27 protein-coding genes are annotated in these 25,924 nt (G+C 62.1%); 24 read left to right on the top strand and 3 right to left on the bottom strand.

Annotated features, from left to right (window positions below; translation table 11 throughout):
• Nucleotides 1-71: 71 nt before the first annotated feature.
• Nucleotides 72-521, bottom strand: coding sequence for a gamma-glutamylcyclotransferase family protein (locus AC0NIH_RS22540; RefSeq protein WP_474025069.1), 450 nt, complete (start codon nt 519-521; stop codon nt 72-74).
• A 736-nt stretch (nt 522-1,257) separates the two neighbouring features.
• On the opposite strand from AC0NIH_RS22540, the gene secE reads away from it, so the two are divergent.
• The 9 genes from secE (at nt 1,258) to AC0NIH_RS22495 (ending at nt 14,319) form a co-directional block, all read left to right on the top strand.
• The gene (secE, locus tag AC0NIH_RS22535) at nt 1,258-1,461 is read left to right on the top strand and encodes a preprotein translocase subunit SecE (protein WP_013895711.1); all 204 of its coding nucleotides are present in this window, start codon (nt 1,258-1,260) and stop codon (nt 1,459-1,461) included.
• A gap of 27 nt (nt 1,462-1,488) precedes the next feature.
• Nucleotides 1,489-2,016 carry a transcription termination/antitermination protein NusG gene (nusG, locus tag AC0NIH_RS22530; protein WP_013895710.1) on the top strand — a complete coding sequence of 176 codons (528 nt, stop codon included), beginning with the start codon at nt 1,489-1,491 and terminating at the stop codon, nt 2,014-2,016.
• 188 nt (nt 2,017-2,204) lie between these two features.
• Nucleotides 2,205-2,633, top strand: a complete 429-nt coding sequence (gene rplK / locus AC0NIH_RS22525) for a 50S ribosomal protein L11 (protein WP_010909262.1) — start codon at nt 2,205-2,207, stop codon at nt 2,631-2,633.
• A gap of 4 nt (nt 2,634-2,637) precedes the next feature.
• Nucleotides 2,638-3,336 (top strand): 50S ribosomal protein L1, encoded by a 699-nt coding sequence (gene rplA / locus AC0NIH_RS22520; RefSeq protein ID WP_287268997.1) that lies wholly within the window; start codon nt 2,638-2,640, stop codon nt 3,334-3,336.
• Between the two features lie 373 nt (nt 3,337-3,709).
• The gene (rplJ, locus tag AC0NIH_RS22515; protein WP_013895708.1) at nt 3,710-4,228 is read left to right on the top strand and encodes a 50S ribosomal protein L10; all 519 of its coding nucleotides are present in this window, start codon (nt 3,710-3,712) and stop codon (nt 4,226-4,228) included.
• 54 nt (nt 4,229-4,282) lie between these two features.
• On the top strand, nt 4,283-4,660 hold the full coding sequence (gene rplL / locus AC0NIH_RS22510; protein ID WP_006202136.1) for a 50S ribosomal protein L7/L12: 378 nt from the start codon (nt 4,283-4,285) through the stop codon (nt 4,658-4,660).
• Between the two features lie 264 nt (nt 4,661-4,924).
• Complete coding sequence (gene rpoB / locus AC0NIH_RS22505) at nt 4,925-9,061, top strand: DNA-directed RNA polymerase subunit beta (protein WP_013895707.1); 4,137 nt, start codon at nt 4,925-4,927, stop codon at nt 9,059-9,061.
• A gap of 129 nt (nt 9,062-9,190) precedes the next feature.
• Nucleotides 9,191-13,387: a DNA-directed RNA polymerase subunit beta' gene (gene rpoC / locus AC0NIH_RS22500; protein WP_287269004.1), complete on the top strand. Its 4,197-nt coding sequence runs from the start codon at nt 9,191-9,193 to the stop codon at nt 13,385-13,387.
• A 266-nt stretch (nt 13,388-13,653) separates the two neighbouring features.
• Nucleotides 13,654-14,319, top strand: a complete 666-nt coding sequence (locus AC0NIH_RS22495; RefSeq protein ID WP_473464425.1) for an O-methyltransferase — start codon at nt 13,654-13,656, stop codon at nt 14,317-14,319.
• A gap of 157 nt (nt 14,320-14,476) precedes the next feature.
• Here AC0NIH_RS22495 and AC0NIH_RS22490 read toward each other — a convergent pair whose 3' ends face one another.
• Nucleotides 14,477-15,403 (bottom strand): Gfo/Idh/MocA family protein, encoded by a 927-nt coding sequence (locus tag AC0NIH_RS22490; protein WP_473464428.1) that lies wholly within the window; start codon nt 15,401-15,403, stop codon nt 14,477-14,479.
• Nucleotides 15,404-15,570: 167 nt separating this feature from the next.
• Nucleotides 15,571-15,852: a hypothetical protein gene (locus AC0NIH_RS22485; RefSeq protein ID WP_023776149.1), complete on the bottom strand. Its 282-nt coding sequence runs from the start codon at nt 15,850-15,852 to the stop codon at nt 15,571-15,573.
• Between the two features lie 492 nt (nt 15,853-16,344).
• Here AC0NIH_RS22485 and rpsL point away from each other — a divergent pair, with 492 nt between their 5' ends.
• The 15 genes from rpsL to rpsQ all read left to right on the top strand — a co-directional run bounded on the left by rpsL (nt 16,345) and on the right by rpsQ (nt 25,859).
• The gene (gene rpsL, locus AC0NIH_RS22480) at nt 16,345-16,716 is read left to right on the top strand and encodes a 30S ribosomal protein S12 (RefSeq protein WP_006333356.1); all 372 of its coding nucleotides are present in this window, start codon (nt 16,345-16,347) and stop codon (nt 16,714-16,716) included.
• A gap of 71 nt (nt 16,717-16,787) precedes the next feature.
• A complete protein-coding gene (rpsG, locus tag AC0NIH_RS22475) occupies nt 16,788-17,258 on the top strand; it encodes a 30S ribosomal protein S7 (protein WP_008875664.1) in 471 nt (156 codons plus the stop codon).
• Nucleotides 17,259-17,287: 29 nt separating this feature from the next.
• On the top strand, nt 17,288-19,378 hold the full coding sequence (fusA, locus tag AC0NIH_RS22470; RefSeq protein WP_013895702.1) for an elongation factor G: 2,091 nt from the start codon (nt 17,288-17,290) through the stop codon (nt 19,376-19,378).
• A gap of 67 nt (nt 19,379-19,445) precedes the next feature.
• On the top strand, nt 19,446-20,621 hold the full coding sequence (tuf, locus tag AC0NIH_RS22465; RefSeq protein WP_013895701.1) for an elongation factor Tu: 1,176 nt from the start codon (nt 19,446-19,448) through the stop codon (nt 20,619-20,621).
• 69 nt (nt 20,622-20,690) lie between these two features.
• A complete protein-coding gene (gene rpsJ, locus AC0NIH_RS22460; protein WP_010909272.1) occupies nt 20,691-20,999 on the top strand; it encodes a 30S ribosomal protein S10 in 309 nt (102 codons plus the stop codon).
• Between the two features lie 61 nt (nt 21,000-21,060).
• On the top strand, nt 21,061-21,774 hold the full coding sequence (gene rplC / locus AC0NIH_RS22455) for a 50S ribosomal protein L3 (RefSeq protein ID WP_013895700.1): 714 nt from the start codon (nt 21,061-21,063) through the stop codon (nt 21,772-21,774).
• On the top strand, nt 21,774-22,394 hold the full coding sequence (gene rplD / locus AC0NIH_RS22450) for a 50S ribosomal protein L4 (RefSeq protein ID WP_013895699.1): 621 nt from the start codon (nt 21,774-21,776) through the stop codon (nt 22,392-22,394). Before rplC ends, rplD begins: the two co-directional genes overlap by 1 nt.
• On the top strand, nt 22,391-22,684 hold the full coding sequence (locus AC0NIH_RS22445) for a 50S ribosomal protein L23 (protein ID WP_010909275.1): 294 nt from the start codon (nt 22,391-22,393) through the stop codon (nt 22,682-22,684). Before rplD ends, AC0NIH_RS22445 begins: the two co-directional genes overlap by 4 nt.
• 23 nt (nt 22,685-22,707) lie before the next feature.
• The gene (gene rplB, locus AC0NIH_RS22440; protein WP_013895698.1) at nt 22,708-23,541 is read left to right on the top strand and encodes a 50S ribosomal protein L2; all 834 of its coding nucleotides are present in this window, start codon (nt 22,708-22,710) and stop codon (nt 23,539-23,541) included.
• Nucleotides 23,542-23,557: 16 nt separating this feature from the next.
• Nucleotides 23,558-23,836, top strand: coding sequence for a 30S ribosomal protein S19 (gene rpsS / locus AC0NIH_RS22435; protein ID WP_006205463.1), 279 nt, complete (start codon nt 23,558-23,560; stop codon nt 23,834-23,836).
• Between the two features lie 2 nt (nt 23,837-23,838).
• Complete coding sequence (rplV, locus tag AC0NIH_RS22430) at nt 23,839-24,228, top strand: 50S ribosomal protein L22 (RefSeq protein ID WP_006205462.1); 390 nt, start codon at nt 23,839-23,841, stop codon at nt 24,226-24,228.
• Nucleotides 24,228-24,953 carry a 30S ribosomal protein S3 gene (gene rpsC, locus AC0NIH_RS22425; RefSeq protein ID WP_473464433.1) on the top strand — a complete coding sequence of 242 codons (726 nt, stop codon included), beginning with the start codon at nt 24,228-24,230 and terminating at the stop codon, nt 24,951-24,953. Before rplV ends, rpsC begins: the two co-directional genes overlap by 1 nt.
• A 27-nt stretch (nt 24,954-24,980) precedes the next feature.
• The gene (gene rplP, locus AC0NIH_RS22420; protein WP_006205460.1) at nt 24,981-25,394 is read left to right on the top strand and encodes a 50S ribosomal protein L16; all 414 of its coding nucleotides are present in this window, start codon (nt 24,981-24,983) and stop codon (nt 25,392-25,394) included.
• A 13-nt stretch (nt 25,395-25,407) separates the two neighbouring features.
• The gene (gene rpmC, locus AC0NIH_RS22415) at nt 25,408-25,608 is read left to right on the top strand and encodes a 50S ribosomal protein L29 (protein WP_006205459.1); all 201 of its coding nucleotides are present in this window, start codon (nt 25,408-25,410) and stop codon (nt 25,606-25,608) included.
• 11 nt (nt 25,609-25,619) lie between these two features.
• A complete protein-coding gene (rpsQ, locus tag AC0NIH_RS22410) occupies nt 25,620-25,859 on the top strand; it encodes a 30S ribosomal protein S17 (protein ID WP_010909280.1) in 240 nt (79 codons plus the stop codon).
• Nucleotides 25,860-25,924 lie beyond the last annotated feature (65 nt).

Below are 25,924 nucleotides of genomic sequence, written 5' to 3'. Positions count from 1 at the left end.
ACAGTAACTCACCTCATCCATCCGAAAGGCGCTCCCGAAACGATTGAGCGCCTTTTTTTACGGTTGGCAGATCAACCAGATCCGATCCTGACATCCTCACCCAGCGCGTCGAGCATGGCGAGATAGGGAGCAGGCAACCCATGGTGCCGGCCGCCATCGCGCATCAGTGCTAAATACTCGGCATTTGGGGGAGGGGGATTTTCCTGCCGCTCAGCGACATAGGTCTGCATTTCGGTGGGCTCGCCACCCATGGTCACCACTATCGTCATCCGGTTATAACGGTTCTCGCCCGCGGGTCGGCTGGTCTCGTAGCCTTCCTCCCGATCGAGACGGGCCACATCATCGGGCGTCAACCTATAGACAACGCCCCAGACAGCGCCGTCGCGAACCGGCTCTATTGACGATACTCCGCACCCGCGATTGTTTGACAGCCGCGGAAAACAGAGCCGATGGCTCGGCAACATGCCGATGCCTACGACCTGGTGGCCAGGGCAGCGCTTTGCGATCTGCAGCGGGTCCATGTTCGATCCGTAGGCGAAATATAGCATTGGGACACCCTCGAGAGGCCTAGCAGGGCTGCTGATGAATACTCATTTGGCTTTCAGAATGGCTTCGTCGCCGTTGGGATAGGCAATGTGTCTGGAGCGAGCCGTCGTCGAGCAAGTTCGGCGGAGCCATCGCCAATGACCTCGCCCATCCGTCGAAGCCAGCTTATGTAAAGAACACACATCTTATCGGGCCATATCGGTGCTGTCCCTTCCGCATTGAATTGCATCCGCGAAATTCTCGCTTATCTTGCTTGTGCGCATGTGAGCATAAGGTGGCGCCTGGCCAACTGCGGCCGCACCTCCATTCCCGCCGTCGGCCCTAGTCCGGCTGAAAGGGCAGTTTTCGTTGCACGAATGCCCTGTGCGCATCGATATTTTGCGGGTCGGGCCTTTGAAAATCCGCGACCCGCTTGCCATATTAGCCTGATTGGGGCATAAGACAGCCATAGCCGGGACGGAACGACTGGATGGTTCCGAGGCGGTGTTTGGTCATAAAGCGGACACTTGCCACTTGCGTGGATCAAGAATCGGTTTTATGTAGACAGAACAGACACGCGACGCGTGGAGCTGGGAAGCCGGCTTTACGCGTCTGATTTGCATGGGCGAAATGGTTGCGTTGATTCGGCGCGACTCTGGGCTCAGGCGGCACGTCCCGGTCAGCGGGATCATCCAGGGGGCCCGGCCAACGGGTCTTGAAGACAGGCGGCATATGGCTTCGAAAACCACAAATCCTTTCGTCTTTCTCCAGCAGGTCCGCTCGGAGACAGCCAAGGTGACTTGGCCGTCGCGTCGCGAGACCATGATCTCGACGGTGATGGTTCTGGCCTTCGCTGTGATTGCGATGGTCTTTTTCTTCACCGCTGATCAGCTCATGGGCTTCGCGGTCGAACAGATTCTGGGCATTGGACGTTAAGTCCGGCGATTACGGAGAAGTCTAAAAATGACTGCGCGCTGGTACATCGTCCACGCTTATTCGAACTTTGAAAAGAAGGTCGCCGAGGACATCGAGAACAAGGCCAAGCAGAAGGGCCTGTCCGCCGATATCGAGCAGATCGTGGTGCCGACCGAGAAGGTCGTCGAAGTTCGCCGTGGCCGCAAGGTCGATGCCGAGCGCAAGTTCTTCCCGGGCTATGTGCTCCTGAAGGCCAATTTGACCGATGCGGTGTTCTCGCTGGTCAAGAACACGCCGAAGGTCACCGGCTTTCTCGGCGACTCCAAGCCGGTGCCGATCACCGAGGCCGAGGCGCAGCGTATCCTGAACCAGGTCCAGGAAGGCGTCGAACGGCCGAAGCCGTCGGTCACCTTCGAGATCGGCGAGGCGATCCGCGTTTCGGATGGTCCGTTCGCGTCGTTCAACGGTTTCGTCCAGGAAGTGGACGAGGAGCGGGCGCGGCTCAAGGTGGAAGTTTCGATCTTCGGGCGCGCCGTGCCTGTCGATCTGGAATTCGGACAGGTCGAAAAGGGCTGATCCGAAATCCCCGATGTTGGACCGGCGACGCCGGTCGGCGATCGGGGGAGGCGGCGCACAAGCGCGCGGCCTCGAGAACGGTGGGAGGCGAATGCGGCTTTAGCCGGCTGCGCGAACCGCACCACCAGACTGCAACCGCCGGGTTTCCCAGATAGTGGGTGCCGGCATAGACAAAGGCAGGAAAAGAGATGGCTAAGAAAATTGCAGGCCAGCTCAAGCTCCAGGTCTCCGCGGGTTCGGCTACGCCGTCGCCCCCGATCGGCCCGGCGCTTGGTCAGCGCGGCATCAACATCATGGAGTTCTGCAAGGCGTTCAACGCGCAGACCCAGGAAATGGAAAAGGGATCGCCGGTTCCGGTCGTCATCACCTATTATCAGGATAAGTCATTCACCTTCGTCATGAAGACGCCGCCGGTGAGTTATTTCCTGAAGAAGGCTGCGAACCTGAAGTCGGGCTCGAAGGAGCCGGGCAAGGTCAAGGCTGGCACCGTTTCGCGCGACAAGGTTCGCGAAATCGCGACTGCCAAGATGAAGGATCTGAACGCAAACGACGTCGAGGCGGCCATGCGCATGGTCGAGGGCTCCGCCCGCTCGATGGGTCTGGAAGTGGTGGGCTGAGATCATGGCAAAGATTGCAAAGCGTGTATCGAAGACCCGCGAAGGCATCGATCCCAACAAGGCTTACGCCCTGGGTGAAGCGCTGAAGCTGCTCAAGGACCGTTCCACGGTCAAGTTCGACGAGACCATCGAAGTCGCCATGAACCTCGGCGTCGACCCGCGTCATGCCGACCAGATGGTCCGTGGCGTGGTCAACCTGCCGAACGGCACCGGCCGCTCGGTTCGCGTCGCCGTGTTCGCTCGTGGCGACAAGGCCGAGGAAGCCAAGGCCGCCGGCGCCGACATCGTCGGAGCCGAGGATCTGGTCGACATCGTCCAGAAGGGCACGATCGATTTCGATCGCTGCATCGCCACGCCGGACATGATGCCGCTCGTCGGCCGTCTCGGCAAGGTGCTCGGCCCGCGCGGCATGATGCCGAACCCGAAGGTCGGCACCGTCACCACCGACGTCGCCGCCGCCGTCAAGGCATCGAAGGGCGGCGCGGTCGAGTTCCGCGTCGAGAAGGCCGGCATCGTTCATGCCGGTGTCGGCAAGGTCTCGTTCGACGTCAAGGCGCTGGAAGAGAACATCCGCGCCTTCGCCGACGCGGTGACCAAGGCAAAGCCGGCTGGCGCCAAGGGCAACTACGTCAAGAAGGTGTCGGTCACCTCGACGATGGGCCCGGGCCTCAAGCTCGACGTCTCGACGCTCGCAGCGTCCTGATACGACCATTTGGATCGTCTCCCAAGAGACTGATCCGCAAGTGAATTCCGGGCCTCCGACGTGTCGGCGGCCCGGTGCCGGAAGCCGAAAGGCTTCCGGACATCCTGTCCGAGATTGCAGGCGGCCCAAAAGCCTTAATTCATGTGGGCCTGCATGAGACGGGTGAAGACCTGACAACGGAGCAAGTGCTCCAATGAAAGGTTCGAACCGTGTTTGCCTTTTGTCTGCGCATCGTCGGCTTGGCCGCCGGTGTGGCGAAAGGGGGCAGGATCCTCGAGCGTCGTTCGGGAGATCCGTTACTGGATGGCCCGGCCGGCAAAGGCAACCCGACGCCTGTCCTATTTTAGGGGCAGGGGTCAACTGGAGATAGGCAGTGGACAGAGCGGAAAAACGCGAACTCGTCACGGGCCTGAACGATGCGTTTGCAAGCGCAGGTTCAGTGGTCGTGGCCCACTATGCCGGTATCACCGTCGCGCAAATGAACGACCTTCGGTCGAAAATGCGCGCCGCCGGTGGCACCGTTAAAGTCGCGAAGAACCGTCTCGCCAAAATCGCTCTTCAGGGCACGGACTCCGCATCGATCATCGAGCTGTTCAAGGGACAGACGCTGATTGCTTATTCGGAGGATCCGATTGCGGCGCCGAAGGTCGCGTCCGATTTCGCCAAGGGAAATGACAAGCTCGTCATTCTCGGCGGCGCAATGGGCACCACCTCGCTCAACGCCGACGGTGTGAAGGCACTCGCCACACTTCCGTCGCTCGATGAGCTGCGCGCCAGGCTGGTTGGCATGATCGCCACGCCGGCAACCCGGATCGCCCAGATCGTCAATGCGCCAGCGGCCTCGGTCGCGCGCGTCATAGGCGCTTACGCCCGGAAGGACGAGGCGGCATGAGGCCGTTCCTCGCTATCACAAACACACGTTCGAACCTTATGAAGGAATACAACAATGGCTGATCTCGCAAAGATCGTAGACGACCTTTCGAAGCTGACCGTCCTCGAGGCGGCCGAGCTGTCGAAGCTTCTGGAAGAAAAGTGGGGCGTTTCGGCTGCTGCTCCGGTGGCGGTTGCCGCTGCTGGCGGCGCTGCTGCTGCCGCTGCTCCGGTCGAGGAAAAGACGGAATTCGACGTCGTCCTCACCGACGCTGGCGCTCAGAAGATCAACGTCATCAAGGAAGTCCGCGCCATCACCGGTCTTGGCCTCAAGGAAGCCAAGGATCTGGTCGAAGCGGCTCCGAAGCCGGTCAAGGAAGGCGTTTCCAAGGCCGACGCTGACAAGTTCAAGGCCCAGCTGGAAGCAGCCGGCGCCAAGGTCGACCTGAAGTAAGCGTAAAAGCGGCGGGCGGCCTCGCGCCGTCCGCCACTCCCTTCACCTGGAGGGGAGGACCCGTAACGCGAGATGTACGAGAACCTCTTTCCTGAGGGCCCGAACAGGCCTTCAGGAAACGGGTTTTCTCCCGTTTCAGCCGGCCGCCGCCAAGCAATTGGTTGTGGCTGCCGGAGAACAGACAGAGGGCCGCCGCCCAGGCGGCTCGGTATGCAAGGCGAGCCGCGGCGAGGCTCGTCCCGAGTTTAGAGCTAAGGAGCGACGATGGCCCAGACCCAGACTTTCAATGGCCGCAGACGCGTACGCAAGTTCTTCGGAAAGATCCCGGAAGTTGCGGAGATGCCGAACCTGATCGAGGTTCAAAAGGCATCCTATGACCAGTTCCTGATGGTGGACGAGCCCAAGGGCGGACGTCCGGACGAGGGACTGCAGGCCGTTTTCAAGTCGGTCTTCCCGATCTCCGATTTTTCCGGCTCCTCGATGCTGGAGTTCGTGAAGTACGAGTTCGAAGGACCGAAATTCGACGTTGACGAATGCCGTCAGCGCGACCTGACCTATGCCGCGCCGCTGAAGGTGACGCTGCGCCTCATCGTGTTCGATATCGACGAGGATACCGGCGCCAAGTCGATCAAGGACATCAAGGAGCAGGACGTCTACATGGGCGACATGCCGCTCATGACCTTGAATGGCACCTTCATCGTCAACGGCACCGAGCGCGTCATCGTCTCGCAGATGCACCGTTCGCCGGGCGTCTTCTTCGACCATGACAAGGGCAAGTCGCACTCGTCGGGCAAGCTTCTGTTTGCCGCGCGCGTCATTCCCTATCGCGGCTCGTGGCTCGACATCGAGTTCGATTCCAAGGACGTCGTGCACGCCCGTATCGATCGCCGCCGCAAGATTCCGGTGACGTCGCTGCTGATGGCGCTCGGCATGGACGGCGAAGAGATCCTGTCGACCTTCTACAACAAGATCACCTACAAGCGCGCCGGCGACCACTGGCGCATCCCGTTCAACGTCGAGCGTTTCCGCGGCCTCAAGGCCGTCGGCGACCTGGTCGACGCCGATACGGGCGAGGTCGTTGTCGAAGCCGGCAAGAAGATCACCGCCCGTCAGGCCAGAGCGCTTGGCGAAAAGGGTCTCAAGGCGATCAAGGCGACCGACGAGGATCTGCTCGGCAACTACCTGGCCGAGGACATCGTCAACTACGCAACCGGCGAGATCTTCCTCGAAGCTGGCGACGAGATCGACGAAAAGACGCTGAAAGTGCTTCTCGGCACGGGCGAGAACGAGATCAAGGTTCTCGACATCGACCACGTCAATGTCGGCGCCTATATCCGCAACACGCTCAACGTCGACAAGAACGAGAGCCGCCAGGACGCGCTGTTCGACATCTACCGTGTCATGCGCCCCGGCGAGCCGCCGACGCTCGAGACCGCCGAAGCCATGTTCAACTCGCTGTTCTTCGACAGCGAGCGCTACGACCTGTCGGCCGTCGGCCGCGTCAAGATGAACATGCGCCTCGAACTCAAGGCCGAGGACACCGTGCGCGTCCTGCGCAAGGACGACATCCTGGCCGTGGTCAGGACGCTGGTCGAACTGCGCGACGGCAAGGGCGAGATCGACGACATCGACAATCTCGGCAACCGCCGCGTGCGCTCGGTCGGCGAGCTGATGGAGAACCAGTACCGCGTCGGCCTGCTGCGCATGGAGCGCGCGATCAAGGAGCGTATGTCCTCGATCGAGATCGACACGGTGATGCCGCAGGACCTGATCAACGCCAAGCCGGCGGCCGCCGCCGTGCGCGAGTTCTTCGGTTCCTCGCAGCTGTCGCAGTTCATGGACCAGACCAACCCGCTGTCGGAGATCACCCACAAGCGTCGCCTGTCGGCGCTTGGACCGGGCGGTCTGACCCGCGAGCGTGCCGGCTTCGAGGTGCGCGACGTGCACCCGACGCATTACGGCCGCATCTGCCCGATCGAGACGCCGGAAGGCCCGAATATCGGTCTGATCAACTCGCTGGCCACTTTCGCACGTGTCAACAAGTACGGCTTCATCGAGAGCCCGTACCGCAAGATCGTCGACGGCAAGCTGACCAATGACGTCGTCTATCTCTCGGCGATGGAAGAAGCCAAGCACCACGTCGCGCAGGCCAACGCCGAGCTCGACAAGAATGGCGGCTTCGTCGACGAGTTCGTAATTTGCCGCAGCGCCGGCGAAGTGATGATGGCGCCGCGTGAAAACGTCGACCTGATGGACGTGTCGCCCAAGCAGATGGTGTCGGTGGCCGCGGCTCTGATCCCGTTCCTGGAAAACGACGACGCCAACCGCGCTCTGATGGGCTCGAACATGCAGCGTCAGGCCGTGCCGCTGGTGCGCGCCGAGGCGCCGTTCGTCGGCACCGGCATGGAGCCGATCGTCGCCCGTGACTCGGGCGCCGCCATCGGCGCCCGCCGCGGCGGCATCGTCGACCAGGTGGACGCGACGCGTATCGTCATTCGCGCCACCGAGGATCTCGATCCGGGCAAGTCCGGCGTCGACATCTACCGGTTGATGAAGTTCCAGCGTTCGAACCAGAACACCTGTATCAACCAGCGTCCGCTGGTGCGTATGGGTGATCGGGTCAACAAGGGCGACATCATCGCCGACGGTCCGTCGACCGAGCTCGGCGATCTGGCGCTGGGCCGCAACGTGCTGGTCGCGTTCATGCCGTGGAACGGCTATAACTACGAGGACTCGATCCTGCTCTCCGAGCGCATCGTCGCCGACGACGTCTTCACCTCGATCCATATCGAGGAGTTCGAGGTCATGGCGCGCGATACCAAGCTCGGTCCGGAGGAAATCACGCGCGATATTCCGAACGTTTCGGAAGAAGCGCTGAAGAACCTCGACGAAGCCGGCATCGTCTACATCGGCGCGGAAGTGCAGCCTGGCGATATCCTGGTCGGCAAGATCACGCCGAAGGGCGAAAGCCCGATGACGCCGGAAGAGAAGCTTCTGCGCGCCATCTTCGGTGAAAAGGCCTCCGACGTGCGCGACACCTCGATGCGCATGCCTCCGGGCACCTTCGGCACCGTCGTCGAGGTGCGCGTGTTCAATCGCCACGGTGTGGAGAAGGACGAGCGCGCCATGGCGATCGAGCGCGAGGAGATCGAACGCCTCGCCAAGGACCGTGACGACGAGCAGGCCATCCTGGACCGCAACGTCTACGCGCGTCTTTCCGACGTCCTCGTCGGCAAGGAAGCGATCGCTGGACCGAAGGGCTTCAAGAAGGGCTCGACGCTGTCCAAGGACACGCTCGACGAGTATCCGCGTTCGCAGTGGTGGCAGTTTGCCGTGGAGAACGAAAAGCTCCAGAGCGAACTGGAAGCCCTGCGTGGCCAGTACGACGACTCCAAGAAGGCGCTCGAGCAGCGCTTCATGGACAAGGTCGAGAAGGTGCAGCGCGGCGATGAAATGCCTCCGGGCGTCATGAAGATGGTCAAGGTCTTCGTGGCCGTGAAGCGCAAGATGCAGCCGGGCGACAAGATGGCCGGCCGTCACGGCAACAAGGGTGTCGTGTCGCGCATCGTTCCGGTCGAGGACATGCCTTTCCTCGAGGACGGCACGCATGCCGATATCGTGCTCAACCCGCTGGGTGTGCCGAGCCGCATGAATGTCGGCCAGATCCTGGAAACGCATCTGGGCTGGGCTTGCGCGGGCATGGGCAGGAAGATCGGCGAGCTGATCGACACGTATAAGGCGGCCGGCGATATCAAGCCGTTGCGCAAGACGCTCGAGAGCTTCATGCCGGCCAACGACCGCAACGAGCCGGTCCGCGAGTATGACGACGAGAGCATCGTTCGCCTCAGCGAGCAGATGCGTCGCGGCGTCTCGATCGCGACCCCGGTGTTCGACGGCGCGCACGAGGCTGACATCAACATCATGCTGGAGCAGGCGGGCCTGCATACCAGCGGTCAGTCGCAGCTCTATGACGGACGCACCGGCGAGCCGTTCGATCGCAAGGTGACGATGGGCTATATCTACATGCTCAAGCTTCACCACCTGGTGGACGACAAGATCCACGCGCGTTCGATCGGTCCGTACTCGCTCGTCACCCAGCAACCGCTGGGCGGCAAGGCGCAGTTCGGTGGCCAGCGCTTCGGCGAGATGGAGGTCTGGGCGCTGGAAGCCTATGGCGCCGCCTACACGCTGCAGGAAATGCTGACGGTGAAGTCGGACGACGTCGCCGGCCGTACCAAGGTCTACGAGGCGATCGTCCGCGGCGACGACACCTTCGAGGCCGGCATCCCGGAGAGCTTCAACGTGCTCGTCAAGGAAATGCGGTCTCTCGGCCTCAATGTCGAGCTGGAGAACACCAAGCTCGACGACAACCCGATCCGGCTGCCCGACGCGGCGGAGTAAGGCAATGGCGCGTCGCGAAAGCCGCGACGCGCCGATCAAATTTCTTCGGCCGGTGGGCCGACCACTCAGCGGGCATTCTGCCCGCGTTAGATGCAAGGGGTTTTCGAGGACCCCGAAAAGGAGAACGGCATGAACCAAGAGGTCATGAATCTCTTCAATCCGCAGGCGCCTGCGCAGGTGTTCGATTCCATCCGGATCTCGCTTGCCAGCCCTGAGAAGATTCTGTCCTGGTCGTTCGGCGAGATCAAGAAGCCGGAGACCATCAACTACCGCACCTTCAAGCCGGAGCGTGACGGTCTGTTCTGCGCGCGCATTTTTGGCCCGATCAAGGACTACGAGTGCCTGTGCGGCAAGTACAAGCGCATGAAGTACAAGGGCGTCATCTGCGAAAAGTGCGGCGTCGAAGTCACGCTGTCGCGCGTTCGCCGCGAGCGCATGGGCCATATCGAGCTCGCCGCTCCCGTCGCCCATATCTGGTTCCTGAAGTCGCTGCCCTCGCGCATCGGCACGCTGCTCGACATGACCCTGAAGGATATCGAGCGCGTCCTGTACTTCGAGAACTACATCGTCACCGAGCCTGGCCTCACCGCGCTGAAGGAGCACCAGCTGCTCAGCGAGGAAGAGTACATGATCGCCGTCGACGAGTATGGCGAGGATAGTTTCACCGCCATGATCGGCGCCGAGGCCATTCACGACCTCCTGGCCGGCATGGACCTGGAGAAGATCGCAGGCGACCTGCGTTCGGAACTGGCTTCGACCACGTCCGAACTGAAGCAGAAGAAGTATCTGAAGCGGCTCAAGGTCGTCGAGAACTTCATGGAGTCCGGCAACCGTCCGGAATGGATGATCATGAAGGTGGTTCCGGTGATCCCGCCGGACCTGCGTCCGCTCGTCCCGCTGGACGGTGGCCGTTTCGCCACGTCCGACCTGAACGACCTCTATCGCCGCGTCATCAACCGCAATAACCGTCTGAAGCGGCTGATCGAACTGCGGGCGCCGGGCATCATCGTGCGCAATGAAAAGCGCATGCTGCAGGAAGCCGTCGATGCGCTGTTCGACAACGGCCGTCGCGGCCGCGTCATCACCGGCGCCAACAAGCGTCCGCTGAAGTCGCTGTCCGACATGCTCAAGGGTAAGCAGGGCCGGTTCCGCCAGAACCTGCTCGGCAAGCGCGTCGACTATTCCGGCCGTTCGGTCATCGTGACCGGTCCGGAGCTCAAGCTGCACCAGTGCGGCCTGCCGAAGAAGATGGCGCTCGAACTGTTCAAGCCCTTCATCTACGCCCGTCTCGACGCCAAGGGTTACTCCTCGACCGTCAAGCAGGCGAAGAAGCTGGTCGAGAAGGAGCGTCCGGAGGTCTGGGATATCCTCGACGAGGTCATCCGCGAGCATCCGGTGCTGTTGAACCGCGCGCCGACGCTGCACCGCCTCGGCATCCAGGCGTTCGAGCCTATCCTGATCGAAGGCAAGGCGATCCAGCTGCATCCGCTGGTCTGCACGGCCTTCAACGCCGACTTCGACGGCGACCAGATGGCGGTCCACGTGCCGCTGTCCCTGGAAGCGCAGCTTGAAGCCCGCGTGCTGATGATGTCGACCAACAACATCCTGCACCCGGCTTCCGGCGCGCCGATCATCGTGCCGTCGCAGGACATGGTTCTGGGTCTGTACTATCTCTCGATCGTCAACCAGAACGAGCCGGGCGAGGGCATGGTGTTTGCCGACATGGGCGAACTCCAGCACGCGCTAGAGACCAAGGCGGTGACGCTGCACGCCAAGATCAAGGGTCGCTTCCGCACGGTCGACGCCGAAGGCAAGGTCGTGTCGAAGATCCACGACACCACGCCTGGCCGCATGATCATCGGCGAACTTCTGCCGAAGAACGTCAATGTGCCGTACGAGACCGCAAACCAGGAGATGACCAAGAAGAACATCTCCAAGATGATCGACACCGTCTACCGCCATTGCGGTCAGAAGGAGACGGTCATTTTCTGCGATCGCATCATGGCGCTCGGGTTCGCTCACGCCTGCCGTGCCGGCATCTCGTTCGGCAAGGACGACATGCTGATCCCGGACTCCAAGATCAAGCTGGTGTCGGACACCGAGGCTTTGGCCAAGGAATACGAGCAGCAGTACAATGACGGCCTGATCACCCAGGGCGAGAAGTACAACAAGGTCGTCGACGCCTGGGCCAAGTGCTCGGAAAAGGTCGCCGACGAAATGATGGCCCGCATCAAGGCCGTGGAGTTCGAGGACAATGGCCGTCAGAAGCCGATGAACTCGATCTACATGATGTCGCACTCCGGTGCGCGTGGCTCGCCCACGCAGATGCGCCAGCTCGCCGGCATGCGCGGCCTGATGGCCAAGCCGTCGGGTGAAATCATCGAGACGCCGATCATCTCGAACTTCAAGGAAGGCCTGACCGTGCTCGAGTACTTCAACTCGACCCACGGCGCCCGCAAGGGTCTGGCCGACACCGCCTTGAAGACGGCGAACTCGGGTTATCTCACCCGTCGTCTCGTCGACGTGGCGCAGGACTGCATCGTCAACTCCGTGGATTGCGGCACCGACAAGGGCCTCACCATGCAGCCGATCGTCGATGCCGGTCAGGTTGTCGCTTCGGTCGGCCAGCGCGTGCTGGGCCGCACCTCGCTCGACGACATCAACCATCCGGTGACCGGCGACCTGCTGGTCAAGGCCGGAACGCTGATGGACGAGCGTGACGTGGAGCAGATCGAAAAGGCCGGCGTCCAGTCGGTCCGCATCCGCTCGGCACTGACCTGCGAGGTCAGGGTTGGCGTGTGCGCGGTCTGCTACGGACGCGATCTGGCCCGCGGTACCCCGGTCAACCAGGGTGAAGCCGTTGGCGTCATCGCGGCGCAGTCGATCGGTGAGCCGGGCACCCAGCTCACCATGCGTACCTTCCACATGGGCGGTACCGCGCAGGTGGTGGATAGCTCGTTCCTTGAAGCCTCCTACGAGGGCAAGGTCGAGATCCGCAACCGCAACGTGGTACGCAACTCCGACGGCCAGCAGATGGTCATGGGCCGCAACATGGCGGTGCTGATCCTCGACGAAGCCGGCAAGGAGCGCGCCACGCACCGCGTCACCTACGGTTCGCGTATCTTCGTGGACGATGGCGACAAGGTGAAGCGCGGCCAGCGTATCGCCGAGTGGGATCCCTATACCCGCCCGGTCCTCACCGAAATCGAGGGCAAGGTGTCGTACGAGGATCTGGTCGACGGCATTTCCGTCCAGGAAACGGCCGACGAATCGACCGGCATCACCAAGCGTGAGGTCATCGACTGGCGTTCGACGCCACGCGGCAACGACCTCAAGCCGGCGATTGCGATCCTGGACGCCAAGGGCAAGGTCGGCAAGCTGTCGAAGGGTGGCGACGCCCGCTTCCTGCTCTCGGTCGAGGCCATTCTCTCGGTCGAGCCAGGTTCGCAGGTTCGCCCCGGCGACGTCCTGGCGCGTATCCCGATGGAAAGCGCCAAGACCAAGGACATCACCGGCGGTCTGCCGCGTGTTGCCGAACTGTTCGAGGCTCGTCGTCCGAAGGATCACGCCATCATCGCCGAGATCGATGGCACGATCCGCTTCGGCCGCGACTACAAGAACAAGCGCCGCATCATCATCGAGCCGCATGACTCGACGCTCGAGCCGGTCGAATACCTGATCCCGAAGGGCAAGCCGTTCCATCTCCAGGACGGCGACGTCATCGAGAAGGGCGACTACATCCTCGACGGCAATCCGGCGCCGCACGACATCCTGGCGATCAAGGGCGTGGAAGCACTTGCTTCCTACCTCGTCAACGAAATCCAGGAAGTCTACCGCCTGCAGGGCGTGTCGATCAACGACAAGCACATCGAGGTGATCGTCCGCCAGATGCTGCAGAAGGTCGAGATCACCACGCAGGGCGACTCGACCTACATTCCGGGCGACCACGTCGACGTGATCGAGCTGGAAGAGGTCAACGAGCGCCTGATCGAGGACGGCAAGAAGCCGGCCGAAGGTCAGCCGGTGCTCTTGGGCATCACCAAGGCTTCGCTGCAGACGCCGTCCTTCATCTCGGCCGCCTCCTTCCAGGAGACGACCAGGGTGCTGACGGAAGCCGCGGTTGCCGGCAAGACCGACATGCTGCAGGGCTTGAAGGAAAACGTCATCGTCGGCCGGCTGATCCCGGCCGGTACCGGCGGCACGATGAGCCAGATCCGGCGCATCGCCACCTCGCGCGACGAACTGATCATCGACGAGCGCCGCAAGGCCTCCGGTGTGGAAGTCGCCGAGCCGATGCTGGCCGACATGACAACCGCCGCGCAGTAAGCGCGGCGGCAGCAATTCCAGGAAAAGTGTAAAACGGTTTTCCGTCCGGAATTGCGCCAAAACAAGGATAGAGCGGTTCAACGTTTCCATGAAACCATGAACCGCTCTTGGAAATCTCAGGCAACAAGGCCGTCGGGGCAACCCGGCGGCCTTTTTGTTTGTTCGGGGTTTGATGTTGGGTATTCATATTCGTGGCAGCTTTTCGCCCGGGGTGCCTACCCGCATCCTTTCGCGTTTTGGCTTTGAATGGATCGGAGGATAAAACGATGAGCAAGAGAACCTGGGCTGCTGTCGACGACTATATCGTCGATGCCCTGTTCGAGGCAGATCCCACCCTCGACGCCGTTCTGGCGGCCAATCATGACCAGGGCCTGCCGGCGATCGACGTATCGCCGGCGCAAGGCAAGCTGCTTTCACTTCTGGCGCGCATGAAGGCAGCAAGGAAGATCCTCGAGATCGGCACGCTGGGCGGCTATTCGACGATCTGGATGGCGCGCGCACTGCCTGCCGACGGTAAGATCGTGACGCTTGAACTCGACCCGCATCACGCCAAGGTCGCGCGCTCGAATTTTGAGCGGGCAGGGGTGTCGGAGCGGGTCGACCTGCGGGTCGGGCCGGCGCTTCAATCGCTCGCCGCGCTGAGCGCCGAGAACGCCGGCCCGTTCGACCTCATCTTCATCGACGCCGACAAGCCGAACAATCCGAATTATTTGTCATGGGCGATGCGGCTGTCGCGCTCAGGAACCCTCATCGTCTGCGACAACGTCATCCGTGACGGCGCGGTGCTCGACGAGGACGGTCGTGATCCCAATGTCGAAGGCGCACGCGCCGCCTTCTCCTTCATCGGCGGCGACAAGCGGCTGGACGGAACGGCCATCCAGACCGTCGGAGCGAAGGGCTATGACGGTTTTGCGATCGCGATCGTCGAATGATGCCAGAGGGAAGCCGCATCGACGAGCGTTGGCTGCAATAGGTTTGCGCCCTTCCTCTGCCCCGTCGATCGGGGTGGCTCGGCGTAGCCGAGACGGAGTGGGGGTCGACCTGGCACGAGCATTCAAGCCATGTCCGCGACCCCGTCGCGTTCGCAAATCAATCGAAAAACGCCTCGACCACGTTGCGCTTGCCCAGCATGAAGGCGTCGGCGACATGCTGCAGCGGCGCGAGATCGACGTCGGAGATGCCGGCGCGCACGATCTCGGCGAAGCGCTTGTAAAGCATCGGATATTCGGCTTCGGGCTCTTCGTGAACGATCTTGCCGTCGATGGCGAGCTTGGAGCCGCCGCCCGAGAGCACCATCTTGCCGGCATCCGTGTCGGCCAGGATGTCCCAGCTTTGCGGCCCGGTCTGCAGCCAGTCGAGTTCCATCGTCACCGGCAATCCGTTCGAAGTGCGGAAGGCGACTTGCGCCGCGACCGGGGCGGCACGGTTCTCGGGAAAGTCGAGAACCGCCGAAGTGATGAACATCGCCGGCAGGATGTGGGTCGCGATCGACAGCGCGTTGATGCCGGGATCGAAGACGCCGAAGCCGCCTGGTTGCCAGATCCAGTCCTGGTTCGGGTGCCAGCGGCGCACGTCTTCCTTCCAGACGATCGCCGCCGAGCGGATCCGGGTCGATGCCAGAAAGCTCCGCGCTTCCTCCACCGCCGGCGCATAGCGCGAATGCCAGCTGGCGAAGAGGGTAACGCCCTGTCTCGTCGCCAGCGCCTTCAGATCCTCGACCTCGCTGACCGTGGCGCCCGGAGGCTTTTCCAGGAAGACATGCTTCTTGGCCTCGAGCGCGGTGCGCGCGGCATCGTAGCGGAATTGCGGCGGCATGCAGAGCGAGACGGCGTCCAGTTCCGGCACCGCGTCGAGCATCGCCTCGATGGTAGGAAAATTCGGGATGCCGTCGACCTTGCCATGCCGGCTGGCGGCGGCGGTCAGTCGGTAATCCTGGTCTTTCGCCAGGGCCGGCAGGTGCTGGTCGCGGACGATCTTGCCGACGCCGACGATGCCAATCTTGATGGGCTGGGACACGGTCGCTCCGTCTGTTGGGTGATGATCAGCGCTTCTTATCAGAACACTTGCCCCGAACAAGCCAGCGGTGGACGGTCAGTCCCAGCTTTGCCGGACTGCAGCGCCCAACTTTTTCTTTCGCCGGAAGGGGGCTGGCGGCGATTCGAAAGGCGAGGGGTGCCTGATTCTCAGATCGGCTCCTCGAAGGTCACGATCGACACTTCGCCTTCGAGCGCGCCTTGATAGGCTGACAGATGCGGCTCGTCGTCGGGCACGCCGTCCATGTCACCGATCTGGTCGAGCTCGGCCTCGGCGTAACCCTCAGCCGCGAGCGATTCGAGCGCTTTGCGCACAGCCGAATCGTCGTCGGGTGCGACCAGCATGACATGCACGCCCTCCACCTTGCCGCCTTTGCGTTTCCACACCCGGCCGGTGATGATGGTGACCGGACGTTCTTCATTGTCGTTCACGGCTGATTCCTCCTGGCAAAGAGCGGGCGAGGGGACTTTGACTGTTCAGGGCGGCCTTTTCGCACGAAGCGGAGCCATGCGACAGCCAAAAGCCATTCACTTTGCCAAAGGCTTGGCACTTTCTTCCTTGCCATTGCAAAATGGCGAAAGAAAATTACATGCGGTTTTCGCATGGCTGCCAAGCCTCGGCTTCAATGCAATATTTGCCACGCCGGGGTTGACGGTTCGCGGGCTTACGAGTAGAAGCCGGCCAGTCAGAACCGATGTGAGGCTCTCCTTTCCGAAGCGACACGCTTTGGAGTTTGCCTCAAACAGGGTTCGTTTTACGAGCGAAAAGACATTTCCGGCGTGCACGAAGCGGCTTCCGCTTCCTCTGCCATTTGTTCGGGCAAGACCGCGAGGCGCGGTTTGTGGCCCGAATTTGCGTATGGAAATGACGCTTTGAGCGGCCCTGACCGGGCGAGACACGGAATTGAGAGACAAGAGGGTTTAATGCCTACCGTCAACCAGCTGATCCGCAAGCCGCGCATTGCGCCGGTGAAGCGCAACAAGGTCCCGGCCATGCAGCAGAACCCGCAGAAGCGGGGCGTCTGCACGCGCGTCTACACGACGACGCCGAAGAAGCCGAACTCGGCGTTGCGCAAGGTGGCCAAGATCCGCCTGACCAATGGTTTTGAAGTGATCGGTTACATCCCCGGCGAAGGTCACAACCTTCAGGAACACTCCGTGGTCATGATCCGCGGCGGCCGCGTCAAGGATCTTCCGGGCGTTCGCTACCACATCATCCGCGGCGTACTCGACACGCAGGGCGTGAAGAACCGCAAGCAGCGCCGTTCGAAGTACGGCGCCAAGCGTCCGAAGTAAGGCGTCCGAAGTAAGATTTTCCGGCTCTGGCGCTTCAATGCGTCGGGCTACGAGATTGAGAGACAAAAGCCATGTCGCGTCGTCACAGTGCAGAAAAGCGTGAGATCAACCCGGATCCGAAGTTCGGTGATCTGATCGTCACCAAGTTCATGAACGCCGTCATGTATGACGGTAAGAAGTCGGTTGCCGAGACCATCGTCTACGGCGCGCTCGACCAGGTTCAGTCGAAGACCAAGCAGGAGCCGGTCACCGTCTTCCATCAGGCGCTCGACAATGTCGCGCCGCATGTGGAAGTGCGTTCGCGCCGCGTTGGTGGTGCGACCTACCAGGTTCCGGTCGATGTGCGCCCCGAGCGTCGTCAGGCGTTGGCCATCCGTTGGCTGATCGCTGCCGCGCGCAACCGCAACGAGACCACGATGGTCGACCGCCTCTCCGGCGAGCTGATGGACGCGGCCAACAACCGCGGCACGGCCGTCAAGAAGCGTGAAGACACCCACAAGATGGCTGAAGCCAACCGCGCTTTCGCGCACTACCGCTGGTAAAGCGCGAACGAGACTGAGAGGCAGCTACGATGGCCCGCGAATACAAAATCGAAGACTACCGCAATTTCGGTATCATGGCGCATATTGACGCCGGCAAGACGACGACCACCGAGCGCGTTCTCTATTACACGGGCAAGTCGCACAAGATCGGCGAAGTCCACGACGGCGCTGCCACCATGGATTGGATGGAGCAGGAGCAGGAGCGCGGCATCACCATCACATCCGCCGCGACCACGACCTTCTGGAAGGGTCGCGACGGCAAGATGCATCGCTTCAACATCATCGACACCCCCGGACACGTCGACTTCACCATTGAAGTCGAGCGTTCGCTGCGCGTGCTCGACGGCGCCATCGCGCTGCTCGACGCCAACGCCGGTGTCGAGCCGCAGACGGAAACCGTCTGGCGCCAGGCCGACAAGTACAAAGTTCCGCGCATGATCTTCTGCAACAAGATGGACAAGATCGGCGCCGACTTCTACCGCTCGGTCGAGATGATCGGCTCGCGCCTCGGTGCGCAGGCTGTCGTCATGCAGCTGCCGATCGGCGCCGAAATCGATTTCAAGGGCGTCGTCGACCTCGTGGAAATGAATGCGCTTGTTTGGCGCGACGAGACGCTGGGCGCTGCCTGGGACGTCGTCGAGATCCCGGAAGACCTCAAGGCTCGTGCCGAGGAATACCGCGAGAAGATGATCGAAGCCGCCGTCGAAATGGACGAGACGGCCCTCGAAAACTACCTCGAAGGCAAGATGCCGTCGAATGACGAGATCCGTTCGCTGATCCGCAAGGGCACGATCGCGGTCAAGTTCTACCCGATGTTCTGCGGCTCGGCCTTCAAGAACAAGGGCGTGCAGCCGCTGCTCGACGCCGTTGTCGAATACCTGCCGTCGCCGGCCGACGTGCCCGCCATCAAGGGCGTGGACGCCAAGACCGATGCCGAGATCGAGCGCCATGCGGACGATAACGAGCCGTTGTCGATGCTCGCCTTCAAGATCATGAACGACCCGTTCGTCGGTTCGCTGACCTTCGCCCGCATCTATTCGGGCAAGCTGACCAAAGGCATCTCCGTCGACAACACCGTCAAGGGCAAGAAGGAGCGCATCGGCCGCATGCTGCAGATGCATGCGAATTCGCGCGCCGACGTCGAAGAAGCTTTCGCCGGCGACATCGTCGCTCTGGCTGGCCTCAAGGACACGACCACTGGCGACACGCTGTGCGATCCGCTGCATCCGGTCATCCTCGAGCGCATGGAATTCCCCGATCCGGTCATCCAGATCGCCATCGAGCCGAAGACCAAGAACGACCAGGAAAAGATGGGCCTCGCCCTTCACCGCCTGGCTGCCGAGGATCCGTCCTTCCGCGTCAAGACCGACGAGGAAAGCGGCCAGACCATCATCTCCGGCATGGGCGAACTGCACCTTGACATCATCGTCGACCGCATGCGTCGCGAGTTCAAGGTGGAAGCCAATGTCGGCGCTCCGCAGGTGGCCTATCGCGAGACGATCACCCGCAGGTTTGAGCAGGACTACACGCACAAGAAGCAGACCGGCGGTACCGGTCAGTTCGCCCGCGTCAAGGTTGTGTTCGAGCCGAATGCGGAAGGCGAGGACTTCGTGTTCGAGTCCAAGATCGTCGGCGGCGCGGTGCCGAAGGAATACATCCCGGGCGTCGAAAAGGGCATCCAGAGCGTCATGGGCGCCGGTCCGTTCGCGGGCTTCCCGATGATCGGCGTCAGGGCGACGCTCATCGACGGCGCCTACCACGACGTTGACTCCTCGGTCCTGGCCTTCGAAATCGCGTCCCGTGCGTGTTTCCGTGAAGCGGCACCCAAGCTCGGCGTGCAGCTGCTCGAGCCGATCATGAAGGTCGAGGTCGTGACGCCGGAAGATTATGTCGGCAGCGTCATTGGCGATCTGAACGGCCGTCGTGGCCAGATCCAGGGCCAGGAAGCGCGCGGCGTGGCTGTCGTCATCAACGCGATGGTGCCGCTCGCCAACATGTTCAAGTACGTCGACAACCTGCGCTCGATGAGCCAGGGCCGCGCGGCCTACACGATGCAGTTCGATCACTACGAGCCGGTCCCGACCGCGGTCGCCCAGGAAGTCCAGAAGAAATACGCGTAACTCGAAAGAGCTGCCGCGGTAACGCAATTCAAAGCCCGCACGGGCGAGCAGGAAATGGAGACATCACATGGCAAAAGGTAAATTCGAGCGCACTAAGCCTCATGTGAACATCGGCACGATCGGCCACGTCGATCATGGCAAGACGTCGCTGACGGCGGCGATCACGAAGTATTTTGGCGAATACAAGCGCTATGACCAGATCGATGCGGCGCCCGAAGAGAAGGCGCGCGGCATCACGATCTCGACGGCGCACGTCGAATACGAGACGGCCAACCGCCACTACGCCCACGTCGACTGCCCCGGCCACGCCGACTATGTGAAGAACATGATCACCGGTGCCGCGCAGATGGACGGCGCGATCCTGGTGGTGTCGGCCGCCGACGGCCCGATGCCGCAGACCCGCGAGCACATCCTGCTCGCCCGTCAGGTCGGCGTGCCGTCGATCGTGGTGTTCCTGAACAAGGTCGACCAGGTCGACGACGCCGAGCTGCTCGAACTGGTCGAGCTCGAGGTTCGCGAGCTTCTGTCGAAGAACGAGTTCCCCGGCGACGACATTCCGATCGTCAAGGGTTCGGCGCTGGCCGCCCTTGAAGATTCGAACAAGACCATCGGCGAGGACGCGATCCGCGAGCTGATGGCTCAGGTCGACGCCTACATCCCGACCCCGGTTCGTCCGCTCGACAAGCCGTTCCTGATGCCGATCGAGGACGTGTTCTCGATTTCGGGCCGTGGCACGGTGGTGACCGGCCGCGTCGAGCGCGGCGTGGTCAAGGTCGGCGAGGAGCTGGAAATCATCGGCATCCGTCCGACGACCAAGACGACCTGCACGGGCGTCGAAATGTTCCGCAAGCTGCTCGACCAGGGCCAGGCTGGCGACAACATCGGCGCGCTCTTGCGCGGCGTTGACCGTGAAGGTGTCGAGCGTGGTCAGGTTCTGGCCAAGCCGGGCACGGTGAAGCCGCACAAGAAGTTCGTGGCCGAAGCCTACATCCTGACCAAGGACGAAGGTGGCCGTCACACGCCGTTCTTCACCAACTACCGTCCGCAGTTCTACTTCCGCACCACGGACGTGACCGGCATCGTGTCGCTGCCGGAAGGCACCGAGATGGTGATGCCTGGCGACAACATCACGGTCGATGTCGAGCTGATCGTGCCGATCGCCATGGAAGAGAAGCTGCGCTTCGCCATCCGTGAAGGCGGCCGCACCGTCGGTGCCGGCATCGTCGTCACCATCAAAGAGTAATTTGGACTTAAACCGATCTGTCGCGGGCGCGGGAGTTGCCCGCGCCGCGCCAGAACAAGGAAGTGACGCATGAACGGACAGAATATCCGCATCCGCCTGAAGGCGTTTGATCACCGCGTGCTCGACGCCTCGACGAAGGAAATCGTGTCGACGGCCAAGCGTACCGGTGCAAACGTCCGCGGCCCCATTCCGCTGCCGACGCGGATCGAAAAGTTCACGGTCAACCGGTCGCCTCACGTCGACAAGAAGAGCCGCGAGCAGTTCGAGATGCGCACGCACAAGCGTCTGCTCGACATCGTCGATCCGACCCCGCAGACCGTCGATGCTTTGATGAAGCTCGATCTGGCCGCCGGCGTCGACGTCGAGATCAAGCTCTAAGGGAATGAGAGCGCGGTAAGGGGCGGTGCCCCTGGCCCGGAACTCTAAAGGAATTGAACCGATGCGTTCAGGTGTGATTGCAAAGAAGGTGGGAATGACCCGCATCTACAACGATGCCGGGGAACATGTTCCCGTCACCGTTCTCCAGATGGAGAACTGCCAGGTCGTGGCGCAGCGCACGCAGGAGAAGAATGGCTACACCGCCGTTCAGCTCGGCGTTGGCCTCGCCAAGGTGAAGAACACGTCGAAGGCGCTGCGCGGCCATTTCGCGACCGCTTCCGTCGAGCCGAAGGCTAAGGTCGCCGAGTTCCGCGTCTCCGCCGACAACATGATCGATGTTGGCGCCGAGATCACCGTCGAGCACTTCGTCGCCGGCCAGAAGGTCGATGTGACGGGCACGACGATCGGCAAGGGTTTCCAGGGCGTCATCAAGCGCCACCACATGGGTGGTGGCCGCGCGACGCACGGTAACTCGGTTTCGCACCGTACGCACGGTTCGACCGGCCAGCGTCAGGACCCGGGCAAAGTGTTCAAGGGCAAGCATATGGCTGGCCACATGGGCGACACCCGCGTCACCACGCAGAATGTCGAGATCGTCTCGACCGACGCCGATCGCGGCCTGATCCTGATCCGCGGTGCGGTTCCCGGATCGAAGGGCGCATGGATCCTGGTCCGCGACGCGGCCAAGGTGGCGCTGCCGGCCAATGCGCCGAAGCCCGCCGCGATCCGTGCTGTTGCTAAGAACGAGGCTCCGGCCACAGAGGGAGCGGAATAATGGATCTCAAGATCACAACGCTGGGCGGCAAGGACGCCGGCAAGGTGAAACTCTCCGAGGAGATTTTCGGCCTTGATCCCCGCGAGGACATCCTGCAGCGCGTCGTGCGCTGGCAGCTTGCCAAGAAGCAGCAGGGCACGCACAAGGCCAAGGGCCGCGCCGAAATCGCGCGCACCGGCGCCAAGATGTACAAGCAGAAGGGTACGGGCCGCGCTCGTCACCATTCGGCACGCGCTCCGCAGTTCCGCGGCGGTGGCAAGGCTCATGGCCCGGTCGTCCGCAGCCACGAGCACGACCTGCCGAAGAAGGTCCGCGCGCTCGGCCTCAAGCATGCTCTCTCGGCCAAGGCCAAGAGCGCGTCGATCATCATCATCGACGAGCTGAAGCTGACCGAGGCCAAGACGAAGGCGCTGATCGCGAATTTCGCGACGCTGGGCCTGAGCAATGCCCTGGTGATTGGTGGCGCCGAGCTTGATCAGAACTTCAAGCTGGCCGCGACCAACATTCCCAACATCGACGTGCTGCCCATCCAGGGCATCAACGTCTACGACATTCTGCGCCGCGGCACGCTGGTCCTTTCGAAGGCCGCCGTCGAGGCTCTCGAGGAGCGCTTTAAATGACCGACCTTCGTCACTACGACGTGATCGTCAGCCCGGCGATCACCGAAAAGTCGACCATGGCTTCCGAGCAGAACCAGGTCGTCTTCAACGTCGCCAAGAAGGCGTCGAAGCCGGAAATCAAGGCCGCCGTCGAAGCGCTGTTCGGCGTCAAGGTGATGGCCGTGAACACGCTTGTCCGTAAGGGCAAGATCAAGCGCTTCCGCGGCACGATCGGCCGCCAGAGCGACGTCAAGAAGGCGATTGTGACGCTGGCCGATGGCCAGTCGATCGACGTCGCGACGGGTCTCTGAGCAAGGCCGCGAGGACAACAACAATGGCACTGAAAAAATTCAACCCGGTAACGCCGAGCACCCGCCAGCTGGTCATCGTCGACCGCTCGGGCCTCTACAAGGGCAAGCCCGTCAAGGGCCTGACCGAGGGCCTGACCAAGTCGGGCGGCCGCAACAATCACGGCCGCATCACCGCCCGCTTCATCGGCGGTGGTCACAAGCGTTCGTACCGCATCATCGACTTCAAGCGCCGCAAGTTCGACGTCGTCGGTACGGTCGAGCGCATTGAATACGATCCGAACCGCACCGCCTTCATCGCGCTGATCAAGTACGACGATGGCGAGCTGTCCTACATCATCGCCCCGCAGCGCCTTGCCGCCGGCGACAAGATCGTGGCCGGCGAAGCGGTCGACGTGAAGCCGGGCAATGCGATGCCGCTGGCCTCGATGCCGGTCGGTACGATCGTTCACAACATCGAGCTGAAGCCGGGCAAGGGCGCCCAAGTCGCCCGTTCGGCTGGCGGTTACGCCCAGCTGGTCGGCCGCGATCAGGGCATGGCGATCCTGCGCCTCAATTCGGGCGAGCAGCGTGTCGTTCACGGCTCCTGCATGGCCACCGTCGGTGCCGTGTCCAACCCGGACCACGGCAACATCAACGACGGCAAGGCCGGCCGCACGGTTTGGCGCGGCAAGCGCCCGCACAATCGCGGCGTGACCATGAACCCGGTCGACCACCCGCATGGTGGTGGTGAAGGCCGCACCTCCGGTGGCCGTCATCCGGTCAGCCCGTGGGGCAAGCCGACCAAGGGCAAGAAGACGCGGTCCAACAAGGCGACCGACAAGTTCATCCTGCGCTCGCGCCATCAGCGCAAGAGCTAAGAAGAGGTAACGCCAAGTGACTCGTTCTATTTGGAAAGGCCCCTTCATCGACGGCTACCTTCTCAAGAAGGTGGACAAGGTTCGTGAAGGTGGTCGCAATGAGGTGATCAAGATGTGGAGCCGTCGCTCCACCATCCTGCCGCAGTTCGTCGGCTTCACCTTCGGTGTCTACAACGGTCAGAAGCATGTTCCCGTTTCGGTGAACGAGGACATGGTCGGTCATAAGTTCGGTGAATTCGCTCCGACCCGGACCTATTACGGTCACGGCGCGGATAAGAAGGCGAAGAGGAAATAATCATGGGCAAGGCCAAAGCTCCGCGCAGGCTTGCTGACAACGAAGCGCGCGCCGTATTGCGCACGATCCGTATCAGCCCGCAGAAGCTGAACCTGGTTGCCGCGCTGATCCGCGGCAAGAAGGTCGCGACAGCGCTTTCCGATCTCGAATTCTCGGCCAAGCGGATTTCCGGCACGGTCAAGAAGACGCTGGAATCGGCGATTGCCAACGCGGAAAACAACCACGACCTGGACGTCGATGCGCTGATCGTGGCGGAAGCCTATGTCGGCAAGTCGATTGTCATGAAGCGGTTCCACGCTCGTGGCCGTGGTCGCGCCAGCCGTATCGAGAAGCCGTTCTCGCACCTCACGATCGTCGTTCGTGAAGTCGAAGAAAAAGGGGAGGCCGCATAATGGGCCAGAAAGTCAATCCGATCGGTCTTCGCCTTGGCATCAACCGCACCTGGGATTCGCGCTGGTTCGCGAACACCGGCGAGTACGGCAAGCTGCTGCATGAGGACATCAAGATCCGCAAGTATCTTGAGAAGGAACTCAGGCAGGCCGCGATCTCCAAGGTCGTGATCGAGCGCCCGCACAAGAAGTGCCGCGTCACCATCCATGCCGCGCGCCCGGGCCTGATCATCGGCAAGAAGGGCGCCGACATCGAGAAGCTTCGCAAGAAGCTGATGGAGATGACGAAGTCCGAGACGCACCTCAACATCGTCGAAGTGCGCAAGCCGGAAATCGACGCGACCCTGGTCGCCCAGTCGATCGCCCAGCAGCTCGAGCGTCGTATTGCGTTCCGCCGCGCCATGAAGCGCGCCGTGCAGTCGGCGATGCGCCTCGGTGCCGAGGGCATCCGCATCAACTGCGCCGGCCGTCTCGGCGGCGCCGAGATCGCGCGCATGGAATGGTACCGCGAAGGCCGCGTGCCGCTGCATACGCTGCGCGCCGATGTCGACTACGGCACGGCCGAGGCGAACACCGCGTACGGTATCTGCGGCGTCAAGGTCTGGGTATTCAAGGGCGAGATCCTCGAGCACGATCCGATGGCTTCGGAGCGTCGCGCGACCGAGGGTGATGCTGCGCATGGCGGTGGTGGTGATCGCGAACGCGGTCGTCGTCGCGAAAACGCCTGAGACATTTAGGAATTTGGAGTTAGAACGATGCTGCAGCCAAAGCGCACAAAGTTCCGCAAGCAGTTCAAGGGCCGTATCCATGGTACCGCAAAGGGCGGCACCAACCTGGATTTCGGTGGTTTCGGGCTGAAGGCGCTTGAGCCGAACCGCGTCACCGCGCGTGAGATCGAGGCGGCCCGCCGCGCGATCACTCGTGAAATGAAGCGCGCTGGCCGCGTCTGGATCCGTATTTTCCCGGACGTGCCGGTCACCTCGAAGCCGACCGAAGTCCGCATGGGCAAGGGCAAGGGCGCGGTCGACTACTGGGCGGCGCGCGTCAAGCCGGGCCGCATCATGTTCGAGATCGACGGCGTCAATGAAGAAACCGCCCGTGAGGCGCTGCGTCTCGGCGCGGCCAAGCTCTCGGTCAGGACGCGCTTCGTACAGCGCATCGCAGAATAAGGACGGGCTGATCATGAAAGCCGAAGACATCCGGACCAAGACCCAGGACCAGCTGACCGACGACCTGGCCAGCCTGAAGAAGGAGCAGTTCAACCTGCGCTTCCAGAAGGCCACCGGCCAGCTAGAGAAGACCGCGCGCGTGAGGCAGGTCCGTAAGGATATTGCGCGTATCAAGACCATCGCTGCGGAAAAGTCCGCGGCCAAGAAGGCTTAAGGACGAAAACCATGCCAAAGCGCATTCTGCAGGGCACCGTCGTCAGCGACAAGAACGAGAAGACGGTTGTCGTCAAGGTCGAACGGCGCTTCACGCATCCCGTGATGAAGAAGACCGTGCGCATGACCAAGAAGTACAAGGCGCACGACGAGAACAACGCCCACAAGGTTGGCGATCAGGTGTTCATCCAGGAATCGAAGCCGATTTCCAAGGACAAGCGCTGGATCGTCGTATCCTCGGACCAAGCCTGACCTCTGGGCGTAAACAACGAATTTTGGACAGACCGGGGAGGGGCTTTGAGGCCCGTCCCGTTAGA

The organism is Mesorhizobium sp. WSM1386 (assembly GCF_055901595.1).
Note: the sequence above shows the minus strand (reverse complement) of the source record. Positions and strands in the feature narration are given on the sequence as shown.